Raw genomic sequence first — 16,433 nt, 5'->3', positions numbered from 1 at the left:
ACTGCTGAGGCTAAGGCTAGTAAGACGGGGTGTCGGTCAGCGGATTGATCGGTGGAGCCGCCACGCCGCGCAGGTCGTTCAGTACGGTACGGGCGGCTGTGGAGAGCAGCGCGAAATCCGATCCGGCAGTCACGAAGCGGTAGCCGAGTGCCAGGGCGGCGCGGGCGAGGTCGCCGCCCTGGGTGAAGATGCCGGGAATGAGCTGGCGGGCGCGGGCTTGGTCGGCAATCCGGGCCACCGCCGCTGCCACCTCGCCGGTTCGGAAATCCAGCGAGGCGTGGCCCGTCAAACTCAGGCTGAGGTCGGCGGGGCCGACGTACACGCCGCTGAGGCCGGGGGTGTCCAGGATGGCCTCCAGGTTGCCGAGGGCCGCTTTCGTCTCGATCATGGCAAACACCAATGTCCGGGCATCGGCAGTGTCGGTGTAATCGTCCCCGTGAGCCAGCTTGGCGCGGGTGGGGCCGAAGCTGCGGCTGCCCATCGGCGCGTACCGGCAAGCGCTCACCAGGGCTGCCGCTTGCTGGGGAGTGTCGATCATTGGGCAGATCACGCCTGCGGCCCCGGCGTCCAGCGCCCGCATCAGATCCGGCGGATGCAGCCACGGCACCCGCACCAGCGCGGCGGCGGGCGTGGCGGCGATGGCCTGCAAGCTGGAAACCAACCCGCCGTCCCCGATCAGGCCATGCTGCAAATCCACTGTCAGGGCGTCGTACCCGGCATGCCCCATCACTTCGGCGCTGACCCCGCCGGGCAGATGTAGCCAGCCGTTAAACACGGCTTCGCCCGCGTCCAGGCGGGCCAGCAAGCGCGCGAGTGAGGCGGCGCTGGCCCGTTCAGGTCCAAGTTCAGACATAGGTCGCCTCCCTCAGTGCATCCGCTACGGCTCCCGGTGCATCCAGCGGGAGGTAATGACCCGCCTGCGGAATGCGGCGCAGTTCGGCCTGCGGCGCGAGCCGGACCATCGCCTCAGCCAGCGCGGGTGGGGTGGTGGTGTCATTTTCGCCCACCAGCAGTGTTAGCGGCCCCTGCCAGCGGGTCAGATCGGCGCGACTGTCAGGCCGGGTCCTGAGCAGGGCAAGCTGCTCCAGCATCACCTCCGGCCCCAAGTCCAGGGCCATGTCCAGGACCGTTGCCTGGTGCGCCCCGGCACCCAGCGCGGTCCGCTCGGCCACCTGCTCGAAATGACCGTGCCTGATTTGCTGCTCCTGGGCGTCCCAGACCCTGAGCTGCCCGGCCACCGGCGCGTGCAGATTGGCGCTGATCAGGGTAAGGTGCTCCAGGCGCTCGGGAAATCGGCGCAGCACTTCCAGCGCGACGATGGCTCCCAGCGAGAAGCCCACCAGATGCACCCGGCGCGGTGCGTGGGCGAGAACGCGCTCAGCGGCGTCAACCAGACTCGTTCCGCGAATGACCGGGATGATCTGCGTCTCATCGCTGGTCAGTACGCCAGCCCACAACGCCGCACTGCACAGCGTTCCAGGCAGCAGCAGGGCGGGCGTCACGGCGCTACTCGTCTCCGAACTGCCCGAGCATCTGCTGCTCGAGTTCGGCGAAATTGCCGGGCTTGATCATCTTGCCGTCGTCACTGGCCTCGAAGCCGTACTCACGGGCCTTCTCGATGACCGACGGTGCCCAGTAGGGGTCCTTGCCCTTGAACGCCTGATGCTTTTCCAGCACCGCAAAAATCCAGCCCTCATCCTCGCCGACATACTCGAAGCCGCGCCACAGCTTGGCGGGCAGGGTCACGTAATCGAACTCGTCCAGGATGGTCTCGCCGTCCACCTTGTCGGCGCTCTCACCCCAGTAAAAGCGCCAGCGGCCCTTTAGGGGCAGAAACGACTCGATGTAATCATGGGTGTGGTAGGCCGGGCCGTTGCCGGGTCGCGCGCGCACCATCCCGATCTGAAAGCCGTGCGGCGCGGTGATGAACGGTTTGTAGGCGTCGTTCTCGCTGGCGGTGTCGCCGATCACGGCGTAGTTGTGGCGCTGGTGGCCGGGGATGATGCTGTCGATGAACATCAAAGGAATCGGGCGCGACTTGAGGTCTCCGAAGCGCACGACGTTGCCGGTCATTGCGCCGAGATCTTCTTTGGAAGTGGACGGGGGCGGCGTGACGGTCATGGGTTCTCCTCTGCATTGAACTGGGTGTAGCGAATCGGGGCCGAATGGGGGTGAGACCAGGTCGGGTTTTGGTCCAAGTGAGCTGAGGTGATTCGGTTGTGCGGTGGGCCGGAGCGGAGCTGGACTCGGCGGAGGGTATCCCGGCAACGGCACCCCACCCAGTTCAGCCAGTTCCGATTTGGGCGGCAAAATCTCGGCGAGAGGCGGAGGAGCGGACGCTCACGGCGTCACGAATTTGCATACGTATGCATACCGTACTCTCCGCTCTCGGCTTTCGTCAAGACTTCGGTTGAGCAGCGTTTTTGACTGACTTGACAAGACCTTAACCGGCCAACTATGGTATCTGCATACGTATGCAGATACGGCAAAGGAGGAGCTGGTGCCTTGCCAGAATAGACCACAGCGTGAGATGAGTCCGTTGTTCCTGCGCCGCCTGTGAGGTCGGCGACGCCGCGAATCTTCTGAAGCAAGACCACGGGGCTGTTCCCGCAACTGACGAAGCACTTCAAGGATTTGGCTTCTCCGGCAGTAGGCAGGCCTTCTTCCTCAGGCCAGCCCGCTCTGTTCAGATCTCCTGGGTTCATCTTCCGGCGTGTTTCCCATTTGCCCCCGCCCCCCGCTCTCGTTTGAGGAGGATCACATCATGATTGAAACGACGACCCGCAGTGTCACGGACCGGAGCGCCGCTGTTCGGCGACCCACTTTGCAGCGCAGCTTGATGCTCAGCTTGCTGGGCGTCCTGGCAGGCAGCTTTGCTCCCATCAGCGCCCAGAGCGCCGCCACCTATCACCTCAAAGCCGGCAAACCCTACGCGGGCACCACCGTCAAGTTCCTGATCTGCTGCGCCACCGCCGGACAGTTTGCCCAGATGATCAAGCTGACCGCGCCCGGCAGCGAGTTCGAGAAGCTCACCGGCATCAACGTGCAGTGGGAAAATACACCGTACGAGTCGTTGCAGCAAAAAGAACTGATCGAGGCGACCACCGGCAACACCTACGACGCGGTGGCCTGGGTGGATTCCTGGGGCGAGGCGATCAAGCCGTATCTGACCTCACTCAACAGCCGCATCGCCGCCGACAAGATCAATATGAAGGACTACCCCAACGCCTATATCGAGGCCGCCAGCGACAAGGACGGCAACGTCATCGGAATTCCTTTCCGGGGCCATCCGTTGGTGCTTTTTTACCGTAAGGACGTGTTTAGCGCCCTCAAGCTGCCGGTGCCCAAAACCTGGCAGGCGCTGATCAAAACTTCCCAGACCATCGAACAGAAAATGCCGAGCATGACCGGCGTCTCGATGATCTACAAGGTGAGCGCCGGGCAAAACCTGTTCAACTGGGTGAGCATGCTGTGGGGGAACGGCGGCGACATCCTCGACAAGAACGGGCACGCCATCTTCAACAGCTCCAAGGGTGTCGAGGCGACCCAGACGTACATCGACATCCTGCGCAAGTATAAAATCACCAACCCTGCTGCCACCACCTTCGCCGAGCCGGAAGCCTCCACCGAACTCAAGCAGGGCCGCGCGGCCATGTGGGTGGGCTGGTGGTGGTACTGGGCGCAGTTCTCCGATCCCAAGGCCGTATCCAAAGACGTGCTGAACAACATCGGTTTTGCCACCGCTCCCGGCTGGGCCGGCGGCACCACCGCCAACTACGCGCTGGTGTGGCCGCTGGGCATCTTCAAGAACGCCAAGAATCCCGACGCTGCCTGGGAGTTCATCAAGTACGTCACCAACACCAAAATTCAGCAGCAGGTGGCCGCCAACCGCAGCATTCCGGCAGAAGCCGACAATACCATCGTGACCTTCACCGGCATGCGCGACGCCAAGGTCAACGCGGCCAACGGCGGCATTCCCAAAGTCGGCGCGTCGGCGCTCAAGACCGCCCGTACCCTGCCGCAAGTCAAGACCTGGGCCGAACTCCAGAGTGTTCTGGAAATCGGTATCAACAAGATGGCGACCGGCGCGGAGGTCAAGCCAACCATGGACCAGATGGCCGCCGACGTGGACGCCATTCAAAAGCGGGCGGGCCTTTACAAGTAAAGGCTGAGGACGAAAGGCCGCAGTCGAGTGTGATGAAGCGGGCGGCGCAGAGAAGACAGGTGAAGACGCCTTGCTGACTGCGCCTCTGCGTTTTCCTATTGGCGGTTTTATTCGGTTCCTTTGAGGTGAGTGCTATGGCTTTGCCCCAACCGTCGGTTTCGTCCGTGCTGGTCGCGCGTCCCGTCAAGAAGCCGCGCCAGTACCGCAGCGGTTCGCTCAGATGGATGCTGCTTGGCCCCGGCTTGATCGTCATCGCCCTGACGGTGATCTATCCGCTGGCCGCCTCGTTCATCACGTCGTTTCGGGATTGGCGCTTGATCGATTCGCCCACCCCTGGTCCCTTTGTCGGTGCGGCGAATTACACCCGCGCCCTGACCGACGCCGGATTTCTCAACAGCCTGGGTGTCAGCGCCATCTATATGGTGATTTCGGTCTGTTTGACGTTGCTGCTCGGGCTGGGGATCGCGTTGCTGCTACAAAAACCCACGCCGCTCAATGTCTTTGCCCGCACCCTGCTGATCTTCCCCTTCGCCGTCGCACCGGTTCTCAAGGGCTTCAGCTGGCGCTTCATGCTCAACAACGAGTACGGCGTCTACGCCAAACTGATCGGGGCCATCATTCCGCCGCTAAACGATTACGTCTGGCTGGGCCACCAGCTCAGCGCCCTGTTCGTGATCGCCTTCTCGGAAATCTGGGGCTGGGCACCGCTGTTTGCCCTGATGTTCATCGGGGCCATCGGCTCGATTCCCGCCGAAGCCACCGAAGCGGCCAAAGTGGACGGAGCCACCAGCATCCAGATCTTCTTCAAGATCACCCTGCCGCTGCTGGCCCCGGTCATCTACATCGTGGCGCTGCTCAAGATCATCTCGGCCTTCAAGATGTTCGACCAGATTGCCATCATGACCGGCGGCGGCCCAGGCGACTCTACCCAGACCTTGTACTACTACGTCTACCAGGTGGCGTTTCGCAACCTCGACATGGGCTACGCCTCGGCGCTGTCGTACATTCTGGTGGCGATCATGGCGGTCATCTCGACGTTTTACGTGCGCACCTTGCTGAAGGGAGACTGATGCACAGCAGCCTGAGTTCTGGCAAACGCCGGGTGCCGCTGGCCAGCCGCTTGGCGCAACTGGCCGAGACGCTGGGGGTGCTGCTCATCATCGCCTTCGTGCTGTTTCCGCTGATCTGGATGCTGCTGGGCGCGTTCAAAAACCAGATCGACATCTACTCGGTCAAATTGTTCTTCAAGCCGACGCTCGACAATTTCCGCGCCATCTTCTCAAATCCGATTTTGCTCGGCAACAACATCTGGATCAGCGCCCTGGTGTCGTTCCTGACGGTGGCGATCACCATTCCGCTGGGCGCAGCCGCCGCTTACGTGCTCTCGCGGCACCGCTTCAAGGGCCGCAACACGCTGTTCCTGCTGATTCTGGTTACCCAGTTCGTTCCGGCGGTGGTGGTGGCGATTCCCTTCTTCAATCTGTTTAGGGCGCTCAACCTGATCGACACGCCCTGGGCGCTGGTCATCGTTTACCTCTCGTTTACCCTGCCGTATGCCATCTGGCTGCTGCGTGGATTCTTCGACGCCCTGCCGGTGGAGGTGGAGGAAGCCTCCTACATTGACGGCTGCAACGAATTCCAGACCCTGCGCTTTGTCACGGTGCCACTGGTCCTGCCGGGCATCCTGGTGGCGGCGGTCTTTACCTTCATCTCTGCCTGGAACGAGTTCTTCTTCGCCCTGATCCTGACCCGCAGCCATGCCCTGACCCTGCCGGTGGGCATTCTCACCATCAGCGGGCCGCGCGGCCCGATGTGGGAGCAGCTCTCGGCGGCGGGCATGGTCGTGATGGTGCCGATTCTGGTGATGTCGTTTTTCATTCGCAAGTACTTCGTGGAAGGCATCACGGTGGGGGCCGTCAAGTAGATGACGGAGCACAGCGAAGACCAGGTTGCTCCTGAGCGTCCCGCCAACGCCAAACCCGGCAAGAAACCAGCCCAGACCAAATCAGTGCAAGCCAAACCAAGCCACCCCGAACGAACGAGGAACTTCATGGAAGACGCTCTTGCCACTCCGCTCTCTGTCTTTGATTTTGCCGACCATCCTGATTATTCCGATTTCACGCTGGCGGCGAGCACCGGACGGCGGCAACCGCTCAGCGGCTTCGATGCCGATTACACCGACATCGTGGACTACATCGTGCGCTGCACCCACAAGATCTGGGAAGAAAAGGCGGTGGGGCTGATCTACACCCACTACTCGCACAACGTCACCGTTCACAACTCGGCAGGCACCATGTACGGGCGCGAGGCGATGGTCGTCAATACCCTTCAGCGCATCGCCATGTACGCCGAGCGCCGCGCTTTTGCTGACGACGTGATCTGGAGCGGCAACGAGCGTGACGGATTCTACTCGTCACACCGTGTCTCCAGCGTCGGTACCAACACCGGCTACAGCGAGTTTGGCCCACCCACAGGGCGCAAAGTCTGGCGCTGGGGCATTGCCGACTGCTTCGTGGTGAAAAACAAGATCGTGGAGGAGTGGCTGACCCATGACGGCATTACCGAGGTGCGGCAGATGGGCTACGACCCGCTGGCCCTCGCCAAGCAGATGGTCTTGCCCACCACGCCGCACACCCACGGCGAGATCGACCGGTTGCCCACCGGCCAGCAAGCCCCAGTCTTTCTGGAGGTGCCGAGCGCGAGTGACGACCCGCAAGCCTTCGTCGCGGCAATTCTGAACAACATGTGGAACGCCCGCCTGATCAACATGGTGCGCGACCACTACGCCCCCGGCCACATTGCCTTTCTGCCGGATTCACGCAAGACCTACGGGCACGGCGACTACGAGAACTTCGTGATTACTTTGATGGCGTGCTTTCCCGATCTGGCGCTGACCATCGGCCACCAATGTGTGCAGGGCAGTGCCGAACGCGGTTACCGGGTGGCGACCCGCTTCATCTTGCAAGGCACCCACGAAGGCTACGGGCCTTACGGCGCACCCACCGGGCGGCGCATGTTCCTGATGGGCATGAGTCACCACGTCATCAGGAGCGGCAAAGTGGTGCAGGAGTGGACCATCTTCGATGAGTTCGCGCTCCTCAAACAGCTTCATGCCCGTCTGGAGGCGTGAGGGTGGCCCCGAGAAAAAGCCCCGCCGTTTTTGATTTCGCTGACCATCCCGACTATTCCGAGTTCACTCTGGCCGCTTCCACGGGTCAGCGCCACGCCATGACCGGCTTCGATGCCGATTACACCGATATCGTGGACTACATCGTGCGCTGCACCCACAAGATCTGGGAAGAAAAAGCCATCGGCCTGATCTATACCCACTACTCGCACAATGCCACCGTCCATCATTCGCTCGGGACGATTTACGGGCGCGAAACGGTGGTCAGAAATACCCTCCAGAATCAGGCGATCTGGGGCGATCTGCGGGCCTACGCCGACGACGTGATCTGGAGCGGCGACGATCAGGTGGGCTTCTACACCTCACACCGGCACCACAACACTGCCACGCACAGTGGCTACACCGAGTTTGGCCCACCCACCGGGCGCAAGATTCAGTACTGGGGCATCGCTGACTGTCTCATCAAGAGAAATCTGATCGTGGAGGAGTGGCTGACCCATGACGGCATTACCGAGGTGCGGCAGATGGGCTACGACCCGCTGGCCCTCGCCAAGCAGATGGTCTTGCCCACCACGCCGCACACCCACGGCGAGATCGACCGGTTGCCCACCGGCCAGCAAGCCCCAGTCTTTCTGGAGGTGCCGAGCGCGAGTGACGACCCGCAAGCCTTCGTCGCGGCAATTCTGAACAACATGTGGAACGCCCGCCTGATCAACATGGTGCGCGACCACTACGCCCCCGGCCACATTGCCTTTCTGCCGGATTCACGCAAGACCTACGGGCACGGCGACTACGAGAACTTCGTGATTACTTTGATGGCGTGCTTTCCCGATCTGGCGCTGACCATCGGCCACCAATGTGTGCAGGGCAGTGCCGAACGCGGTTACCGGGTGGCGACCCGCTTCATCTTGCAAGGCACCCACGAAGGCTACGGGCCTTACGGCGCACCCACCGGGCGGCGCATGTTCCTGATGGGCATGAGTCACCACGTCATCAGGAGCGGCAAAGTGGTGCAGGAGTGGACCATCTTCGATGAGTTCGCGCTCCTCAAGCAACTCTACGGGCAGCTCGGAGACGGCGGGCATGGCTGACGCTGACTTGCAGCTCAGCATGGCCGGTTTTGACCCCGATTACAGCGACATCGTGGATTACATCATCCGCTGCACCCACAAGATCTGGGAAGACAAGGCCATCGGCCTGATCTATACCCACTACGCCCACAACACCCCCGTTCACCTGACCGACGCCGAGCTCTACGGGCGCGATCAGATGGTGGAGGGCACCGTGCGAACATTGGCGGCGTTTCCCGATCTGCGGCTCTACGGCGACGAGGTGATCTGGAAGGGCGACGACGTTGCGGGCTTTCACACCTCGCACCGGGTGACTTGGAGCGGCCACAACACCGGCCACAGTGTCTACGGCCCGCCTACTGGCGCGCGGATTCAGCGCCGCGAAATCGCCCACTGCATCGTCATCCGCAACCGCATCGTCGAGGAATGGAGTGTGCAAGACGAGCTGGCCCTGGTCGAGCAGCTCGGTCTGGACCCGGCAGCGCTGGCAAAAGCCTTGGCCCAGGCTGAAGGCGACAGCGGTTTAAAATTACCTGTCAGCACCCACGGTGAAGTGCCGCGCCTGAGCGGGCAGCAGCACCCGCCGATTGAGCCCGGCGGCGACCCAGGCGACCCAGGCGCCCTGCCGGGGCTGATCTATAACCTGATCTGGAACGCCAGGATGCTCAATTATCTGGCGGCATACTATTCTCCGAGCGCGGTGGTGTGGGTGCCGGGCAACCGCCGCCTGACCGGACATGGTGACCTGACTGCTTACGTATTGCACCTGCTGGCTGCCTTTCCCGACGGTGCCATGCAGCTCGACCACACCATGTGGAACGGCAGCGAGGCGGCGGGCTACAGCGTTGCTGCCCGCTGGACCTTTCAGGGCACCCACACCGGGCCGGGCGTCTACGGGCCGCCCACCGGCAAGCGGGTTCGTGTGCTGGGCATCAGCCATTTTGAAGTGCGCGGCGGCGTGATTGTGCGCGAGTACATGGTCTGGAACGAGTTCGCCCTGCTCAAACAGTTGCACGCTGCGCAGTAGAGGGCACCCGCCTGCCTGGCTTACCTGACCCAAAAGGAACTCCAAATGGAATACTTCAAGAAAGCCCCCCCGCAACCCACCGCCGTCTCGCAGGAAATCCGCGACACCGTTTCGCAGATCATTTCCGACGTGGAAAGAGAGGGCCTGGTGGCCGTGCGCCGCTACAGCGAGAAGTTCGACGGCTCGGCCCCCGCGTCGTTTCGGCTCTCGGATTCGGACATCAGCGGTCTTCTGGGCGAGGTGGAAGAGAACGTCGCCCGCGCCATTGATTTCAGCATCTCACAGGTCAAACATTTCGCCGAGTTGCAGCGGCGCACTCTGACTGACTTCGAGGAGGAAACGCTGCCGGGCGTCACCATCGGGCAAAAGCAGATTCCGGTCAACGCGGTGGGCGCGTACATTCCCGGCGGGCGCTACCCGATTCTGGCGTCCGCTGTGATGACGGTGGGCGTGCCGAAGGTGGCGGGCGTGCGTCGCATCGTGGCCTGCGCGCCGATTCAGCGCCGCACCGGCAAGGTCAATCCGCTGCAACTCTACGGCATGGTGAAAAGCGGGGCCGATGAGATCTACGCGATCGGTGGCGCGCAGGCCATGGCGGCGATGGCCTTCGGCTTGGACGGCAGCCCGCCGCTGGACGCCGTGGACATGATCGTGGGCGCGGGGAACGCCTACGTGGCCGAGGCCAAGCGCCAGCTCTTCGGCGTGGTGGGCATTGACTTGCTGGCTGGCCCCACTGAGATTCTCATTCTGGCTGACGAGACGGCGGACCCCGAATTCGTGGCCGCTGATCTGCTGGCCCAGGCCGAACACGGCACCAACTCGCAGTCGGTGCTGATCACTACGTCCCGCAGCCTGGCCGAAGAGGTGACCGGACAAATCGAGCGTCAGCTCGCCAGCTTACCCACGGCGGACGCGGCGGGGCAGTCATGGCGTGACTACGGCGAGATCATCCTGGTGGAGGACGACGAGGAGATGGTGAAGGTCTCGGACCAGGTGGCTTCTGAGCATCTGGAAGTCATGACCCGCGACCCGGAGTGGTATTTGCAGCGGCTGACTAACTACGGCTCGCTGTTTTTAGGTCACAATGCCACTGTCGCTTACGGCGACAAGGGCATCGGCACCAACCATGTGTTGCCGACCAGCCGTGCAGCGCGCTATACCGGCGGGCTGTGGGTGGGCAAGTTCATCAAGACCGTGACCTGGCAGCGGGTCAGTGATCAGGCGAACAAGACGGTGGCCCCGCCGTTCGTGCTGATGGCTGACACCGAGGGTATGATCGGACACGCCGACTCGATGCGGCTGCGACTGACTGGTCAATTGAGCGAGTCGCGCGAACGCGCCAAAGAAGTCAGTCTGAAATGAGGAAGTGTCCTTGAGCACCCCACCCACAGATCAAGTGCTGACCGCCGAACGGGTGCAACACTTCGCCCGCCTGTCCGGGCTAGAGCTGAATTCGGAACGGGCCGCTCAGGTGGCGCTGGCCCTCGTGCCGATGCTGGCGGGCGACGCCAGACTTGCCGCGCTGAATCTGGGCACGCTCAGCCCGCTGGGACCAACCTGGCCGGAGACGGCGCGTGAGTGACACTTCCCTGCTGTTTTCCAGTATCGCCGAGATCGGGGCACTGTACCGCTCCGGGCAACTCTCCCCGCTGGAGCTGACCCGGCAGTGCCTGGCGCGTGTTGAGCAGCTCAATCCTACCCTCAATGCCTTCATCACCGTGACGGCGGAGCCAGCGCTCGCGGAGGCCGCTCAGGCGGAGCGGGAGCTGCGCGCCGGACACGATAGAGGCCCGCTGCACGGCATTCCGATCGCTCTCAAGGATTTGATCGACACGGCGGGCGTCCTTACCACCTGCGCCTCACGGATCCTGAAAGACCATATTCCGGCGCAGGACGCGCTGCTGGTCACCCGTTTGCGCCAGGCGGGTGCGGTTAGCCTGGGCAAGACCAATCTGGCCGAGTTCGCCATGGGGATCGCCCACCCCGATTACAAGCAGGTCAACAATCCCTGGGACCCCTCACGCACGGCGGGGGCGTCCAGCGGCGGCTCGGCGGCGGCGGTGGCGGCGGGCATGTGCTTTGCGGCCGTGGGCACCGACACTGGCGGCTCCATCCGCATTCCAGCGAGTTACTGCGGTGTGGCTGGGCTGAAACCCACTTCTGGCCTGGTCAGCGCCGAGGGCGTCTTTCCACTGTCGTGGTCGCTCGATCACGTCGGTCCGCTGGCCCGCAGCAGCGCTGACGCGGCCTGGCTGCTGGGCGGCCTGACGGGCCGGGTGTTCCAGACCCCGGCGAGCCTGAAGGGGCGGCGGTTCGGCGTCATTCAGCGCGGCGCGGCTGAGCCGGAGGTGGCGGCGGTCTTCGAGGCGGCCTGCCGGACCCTGGAAGACGCCGGGGCCAAGCTCGAAGAAATTGAAATTCCCGAACTCGAACTGGCTGACGCGGCGCTGTTCAATGTGCTGCTCCCCGAAGCGGCCACCATCCATGCCCGCTGGATGGCAACGCAGCCAGAAGACTACGCGCCGATGACCCGCACCCAGCTCGAACTCGGCTTCGCGCTGCCCGGCGTACTGTACCTGCGGGCACAGCAGTTTCGCCGCCGCCTGACCGGACATTTTCTGGCTGCACTGAAGAGGGTGGACGCGCTGATCTCTCCCAGTGTGCCGTTCGTTGCGCCTGCCGAGGACCCTATGTTTACCGGCGAGGAAGGTGGACAGGAAGGTCACTTCAGCGTGCCGCACAACCTGACCGGACTCCCCGCACTGTCTGTGAATGTCGGGCTGAGCAGCGGCGGCCTCCCCGTTGGCCTTCAACTCATAACCCGGCCTTACAGTGACGCTTTCTGCCTGAGCCTGGGATCAGCGCTGGAAGCAGAACTGACGGTCTAGATGACCAGGGCGGTGCGCGCCCACTGCCGGATACGCAGGCTGTCCTCGCGCGGCGGTGTCATTGGCCAGCTTCGCCGCTCACTCGGCCTCGCCTACCTCTTTGCGCCGGCCGTTGAGTTCGCTGACCCGCAGGGCCGTCACGATGTCAAAGAGCTTATCTCAGGAGGTGTTCGCCGCATCCACCTCGTCCCGCAGCGCCGCCGGCTTGACGCGGGCGATCAACGCCAGGCGCTGGGCCACTTTGACGGTCTAGCAGGACTGCTGGTCGGCTACACCGTCGCGTGCTGTGGCGTCGATGCCCAGCGGCATCAGCGCAAGCGTCCGCGCTGAGGTGCGGCGGCACGGGTTGGCCCGCTCAGGGGACAAGCTCTCCGGAGCCTCCCTGGTGAGTAGGATATGCCAGTCGGGACAGCCAGCTCCTCGCTCTGGGCAGCGTGATCAGCTCCACCGGCGCGGTTTCGAGCAGCGCCTGTGTTTCGGCTTGCAGGCGTAGGATCTTCCGCGGTGAGCAGCAGCGGCGTTACCCCGCCCTGGGCGAGCTGTTCATCGACGATGGCGAGCAACTCACAGGCTTCGTTGCGTTGGCCTGCTGGGCGGCTTCGAGGGCTTCGGTGGCAGCGGTGATGGCGGTGGCCAGGGCAGTATTCAAAGTGTCATTCATACCCGTGTTCCAGCTTCCGCACCCGCTTGGAGGTGTGCAGACAGGGTGCATCGCGAGTCCTTGCCAGACAGCAAAAACGCCCTTGCCCAAGACAGTTACGCAATGCTCAAGCCAGCTTGATGTTTCCCTGGCCAGCATCAGACCCCAAGCTCTGCTTGCTTACGGTAGCGCTCAACCGTCTCTCTGGCTCGCCCACTGGTTTCACGGGCGAGCGCAGCGCTCAGCCCGGTGTGTGCGGCAGGATCGAGCAACTGGGCGAGTTCGTCGCGACTGAGTTGATCTCGGACACGCGGATCAGCGGCGAGCAGTTCCAGAAAAGTTGGCCCAGCGCCGAGGGTCACCTCGCGGGCCGCGTGATGCACCACCTCATGGGCGTTCTGCCGACCCAACTTGCTCCCCAGCGCCATCATCACCGCCTCGGCGCTGATCAGCCCCCCGGAGAGCCGCAGGTTCGCCGCCATCCTCTCCGGATGCAGCTCCAAGTTCTGGACGACCTCGGTCAGCGTCCTCAAGAGGTCGTCGCTCAGCACGCAGCCCTGCTCCAGGGCCGCGTCCAGCATGGCCGTCCTAGCTCCCTCCACCTCATGCGACTGGATCACCGCTTCCAGCGCCAGGGGCACGAGTGAGCGGATCTGGGCGGAGAGCGTGATGACCGCTGCGCTCCGCTTCGGGTTGCGCTTCTGCGGCATGGTCGAGCTGCCGATGTCGCCCTCGCCCAGCGCCTCACTGACCTCCCCGAACTCGGTCGCCATCAACCGGGCGATCTCGCTGGCGATGGTCGCGCCGGTGGCGGCCAGCAGGCCCAGCACACAGACCAGCTCGGCGAACGGATCGGCAAGACTCCGGGCAGGCAGCGGCATCGGGGTCAGTGCCAATCGCTGGGCCACCTCGCGCTGCACCGCCGGGCCGATCTCGCCCAGCGAGGCGAAGTTGCCGACCGCGCCGCCCATCATGGCCGTCAACAGGCGGACACGGAGCTGAGTGACGCGTTCCAGGTGCCGCAACAGCGCGTCGGTCCAAACGACGACCTTGAAGCCGAAGGTGATGGGCACCGCCTGCTGACCGTGGGTGCGCCCCGCCATGACCATCTCCGCGCTGCGCTCGGTGAGGTCGGTCAGCACCCCCAGCAGGCCGCAGAGCTGGCCGGTGAGCTGGTCCAGGGCACGGCGCAGGCCCAGCACGTCGGCGGTTTGTTGAATGTTCTGGGTGGTAGCTCCCCAGTGAACCCAGCCTCCGGCAGGCTCACCGACCACGCGGGCGAGTTCGGAGATGAGCGGCATCAGCGGGTGGGCAGTGCGAAGTTCATCGGCGTCGATGCGGGCGGTGTCGAGCAGGTGAAGGTGGGCGGTGCTGGCGATCTGCTCAGCAGCCTCTTGTGGGATGACGCCGAGATCCGACTGGGCGAGAGCGAGGGCGGCCTCGATGTCCAGGTACCGTTGTCGCCGGGCTGAAGTGGAGAAGAGCAGCGACATGGACGTGGCAGAGGAGGTGTGCATAGCTTCAGTGTAGGTCGGCTGCCGGTGAAGAACCCTGTCAGGGAGCGGCTGAGCAGGCGACATTTGCTGCACAGCTTGAAGCCTCATGGCTGAACATCGCTTATCCAAATTGGCCGAACTTCGTTGTTTCGCTAAGTGAAACGTTCAGAGAGCGTCTTCAGGATCAAAATTCAGCGCAATTTGGGCGCGGTTGGCGATACTGGCGACCGCCTCCAGTACCTTCAGGGCCACCGACTCGTTGTCTTGAGCCAAGCTCTGGACGCGAGCACACAGGAAAATCCGGGGCAAACGGCGGGCCTGACTCGTCGTTGCTGGGCGTGTTCATTTGCGGACGGCTCGGATCAGCAGGTCCGGCGTGAAGTGCGCCTGCCCTCGACTTCTCCAGGAATCTCGTGGGTGGCGTTGTCCTCGGCCTTGAGGTGTCGGTAAAAGCGCTTGGGGTAGCCGCTGCCCTTGCGCTCCAGAGGGGCAGATCATAGCGCGCGGAGACGGTCGGACAGGGGGCGTTGGGTTCGGCTAGTACAGTAGAAATGCCCCCGAAGGGGCATCAGAATCCAAGCTGCTCAATTCTCCCAGTAGACGCTGACGATATGCAGGCCGGATGAGTCCGCGTTGTGGCCTCAGTCGCCCGCCATGGGGACGCCTTGCGGCAAATCGTCCGAGAGCTTGATGGCCAACTCGACCTCCCAGACGGACCTCTTGGGCTCAAGGCGGTAATCGGTCAAGTACGCTTCATAACGGCAGCAGAACCTATCGCCCGCAGGCGCATCCAAGCGATGCTAGGTCAGGCCTTCCTGCTTCGCCCAGTTCAGCAGCGCCCTGTTCGCCCTTAGCTAGACTTTGGCCATTGACAGGGGGAGCAGCATGCTGCTCCCCCTGTCAAACTTGAGCATGACACTGCTTCCGAAATGGTTCACTGGGGTCCTGGACAACTTCGCCCCTCTCTTCTCGGCACGACTCTGGCCGCAGGTGCAACGCCTGGTGGTCGGGGCGCTGCTCTCTCCTGGGAAACGGACGGTGACAGCAGCGTTGCGGGGACTCGGACTGGCAGACGACTCAAGGTTCGGTACAGACCACCGCCTGTTGAGTCGGGCCCGCTGGTCCAGTCTTCAAGCCAGCCAAGTGCTGCTCAGCCTGCTCTTGGCCGCCTTTGGCCCTTCTGGCCCAGTGGTCCTCGGCCTGGACGATACGACTGAATGACGTACTGGCGCGAAGATCAGCACCAAAGGCATTGACCGAGATCCAGTCCGGTCCAGCCACGGGCACTTCGTCAAAGCCAGTGGGCTCCGCTGGCTGAGCCTGATGCTGCTGACCCCCATCCCCTGGGCGAATCGTGTCTGGGCGTGTCCGTTCCTGACGGCACTCGTGCCGTCACAGTGGTACAACGAAGTCCGTGGTCATCGGCACAAGACCCTGACGGATTGGGCGCGGCAGATGCTGCGCGTCGTGCAGCGCTGGTCTCTAGGACGGCAACTGATTGTGGTGGCGGACGGCGCGTACGCAGTCATTCATTGGCTCTCCGACCTGCAACAGGGCCAGCGGATCACCGTCATCACCCGGCTTCGCCTGGATGCTGCGCTCTACAATCCAGCACCAGAACGAGTGGCCGGCCAGATGGGCCGGCCCCGGCTGAAAGGCGAGCGTTTCCCGACCCTAACCGCCCTGGTCCACGATCCGCAGACGCGCTGGGAGCGCGTCCGCTGACATCGCTGGTAGGGGGAGACCAACCGGGAGCTGGAGGTCGTTTCTCAGACCGCGATCTGGTATCACAACGGCCTCCCGCCTCTCCCGATTCGATGGGTTTTGGTCGGTGATCCCAAGGGCAAGTTCTTCACCTGAGATGTTGCGGTTTACGAAAAAGCTGTCCAGCACGGCTTTGCACCTCAGAATGAGGGTGTGAACGCAAAGGAAACTCGTGCTGGACAGCTTTACACTGACATTCTTGCGACATTGACGCGCAAGCAGCATCTGGACAACGTCCAGGTGCTACTCAATCTTT

At 63.2% G+C, this 16,433-nt stretch carries 15 protein-coding genes and 1 pseudogene; 11 read left to right on the top strand and 5 right to left on the bottom strand.

Annotation, left to right across the window (positions count from 1 at the left end):
• Window positions 1-16: 16 nt before the first annotated feature.
• The 3 genes from GUI70_RS16005 to GUI70_RS15995 are packed head-to-tail and all read right to left on the bottom strand — an operon-like array spanning window position 17 to window position 2,121.
• The gene (locus GUI70_RS16005; protein ID WP_161883326.1) at window positions 17-853 is read right to left on the bottom strand and encodes an HpcH/HpaI aldolase family protein; all 837 of its coding nucleotides are present in this window, start codon (window positions 851-853) and stop codon (window positions 17-19) included.
• A complete protein-coding gene (locus GUI70_RS16000) occupies window positions 846-1,502 on the bottom strand; it encodes an alpha/beta fold hydrolase (RefSeq protein WP_161883325.1) in 657 nt (218 codons plus the stop codon). Before GUI70_RS16000 ends, GUI70_RS16005 begins: the two co-directional genes overlap by 8 nt.
• Window positions 1,503-1,506: 4 nt before the next feature.
• On the bottom strand, window positions 1,507-2,121 hold the full coding sequence (locus GUI70_RS15995; protein ID WP_161883324.1) for a cupin domain-containing protein: 615 nt from the start codon (window positions 2,119-2,121) through the stop codon (window positions 1,507-1,509).
• Window positions 2,122-2,764: 643 nt separating this feature from the next.
• Here GUI70_RS15995 and GUI70_RS15990 point away from each other — a divergent pair.
• From GUI70_RS15990 to GUI70_RS15945, 10 genes are all read left to right on the top strand, one after another.
• A complete protein-coding gene (locus GUI70_RS15990) occupies window positions 2,765-4,165 on the top strand; it encodes an ABC transporter substrate-binding protein (protein WP_161883323.1) in 1,401 nt (466 codons plus the stop codon).
• Between the two features lie 134 nt (window positions 4,166-4,299).
• Entirely contained in the window at window positions 4,300-5,235 is a 936-nt protein-coding gene (locus tag GUI70_RS15985) for a carbohydrate ABC transporter permease (protein WP_161883322.1), read from the top strand.
• Window positions 5,235-6,089: a carbohydrate ABC transporter permease gene (locus GUI70_RS15980; RefSeq protein WP_237724978.1), complete on the top strand. Its 855-nt coding sequence runs from the start codon at window positions 5,235-5,237 to the stop codon at window positions 6,087-6,089. The genes GUI70_RS15985 and GUI70_RS15980 overlap by 1 nt, the downstream gene beginning before the upstream one ends.
• Window positions 6,090-6,215: 126 nt before the next feature.
• Window positions 6,216-7,295, top strand: coding sequence for a nuclear transport factor 2 family protein (locus GUI70_RS15975; protein WP_161883321.1), 1,080 nt, complete (start codon window positions 6,216-6,218; stop codon window positions 7,293-7,295).
• Window positions 7,292-8,383, top strand: a complete 1,092-nt coding sequence (locus GUI70_RS15970; protein WP_237724977.1) for a nuclear transport factor 2 family protein — start codon at window positions 7,292-7,294, stop codon at window positions 8,381-8,383. The genes GUI70_RS15975 and GUI70_RS15970 overlap by 4 nt, the downstream gene beginning before the upstream one ends.
• Window positions 8,376-9,389, top strand: a complete 1,014-nt coding sequence (locus GUI70_RS15965; protein ID WP_161883320.1) for an ester cyclase — start codon at window positions 8,376-8,378, stop codon at window positions 9,387-9,389. The genes GUI70_RS15970 and GUI70_RS15965 overlap by 8 nt, the downstream gene beginning before the upstream one ends.
• Window positions 9,390-9,434: 45 nt before the next feature.
• Entirely contained in the window at window positions 9,435-10,751 is a 1,317-nt protein-coding gene (hisD, locus tag GUI70_RS15960) for a histidinol dehydrogenase (protein ID WP_161883319.1), read from the top strand.
• A 10-nt stretch (window positions 10,752-10,761) separates the two neighbouring features.
• Window positions 10,762-10,971 carry a hypothetical protein gene (locus GUI70_RS15955; RefSeq protein ID WP_161883318.1) on the top strand — a complete coding sequence of 70 codons (210 nt, stop codon included), beginning with the start codon at window positions 10,762-10,764 and terminating at the stop codon, window positions 10,969-10,971.
• Complete coding sequence (locus GUI70_RS15950) at window positions 10,964-12,277, top strand: amidase (protein WP_161883317.1); 1,314 nt, start codon at window positions 10,964-10,966, stop codon at window positions 12,275-12,277. The genes GUI70_RS15955 and GUI70_RS15950 overlap by 8 nt, the downstream gene beginning before the upstream one ends.
• A complete protein-coding gene (locus GUI70_RS15945) occupies window positions 12,278-12,607 on the top strand; it encodes a hypothetical protein (RefSeq protein ID WP_161883316.1) in 330 nt (109 codons plus the stop codon).
• 190 nt (window positions 12,608-12,797) lie between these two features.
• Here the strand turns inward: GUI70_RS15945 and GUI70_RS15940 are convergent, their stop codons facing one another.
• Both GUI70_RS15940 and GUI70_RS15935 read right to left on the bottom strand, forming a co-directional pair.
• Complete coding sequence (locus GUI70_RS15940) at window positions 12,798-12,938, bottom strand: hypothetical protein (RefSeq protein WP_161883315.1); 141 nt, start codon at window positions 12,936-12,938, stop codon at window positions 12,798-12,800.
• 137 nt (window positions 12,939-13,075) lie between these two features.
• Complete coding sequence (locus GUI70_RS15935) at window positions 13,076-14,434, bottom strand: lyase family protein (protein WP_161883314.1); 1,359 nt, start codon at window positions 14,432-14,434, stop codon at window positions 13,076-13,078.
• Between the two features lie 864 nt (window positions 14,435-15,298).
• On the opposite strand from GUI70_RS15935, the pseudogene GUI70_RS24435 reads away from it, so the two are divergent.
• Window positions 15,299-16,138, top strand: a pseudogene (locus GUI70_RS24435) (IS701 family transposase).
• The last annotated feature ends 295 nt before the right edge of the window (window positions 16,139-16,433 follow it).

The organism is Deinococcus alpinitundrae, from assembly GCF_009982895.1.
GTDB classification, from domain to species: Bacteria; Deinococcota; Deinococci; order Deinococcales; family Deinococcaceae; genus Deinococcus; species Deinococcus alpinitundrae.
Note: the sequence above shows the minus strand (reverse complement) of the source record. Positions and strands in the feature narration are given on the sequence as shown.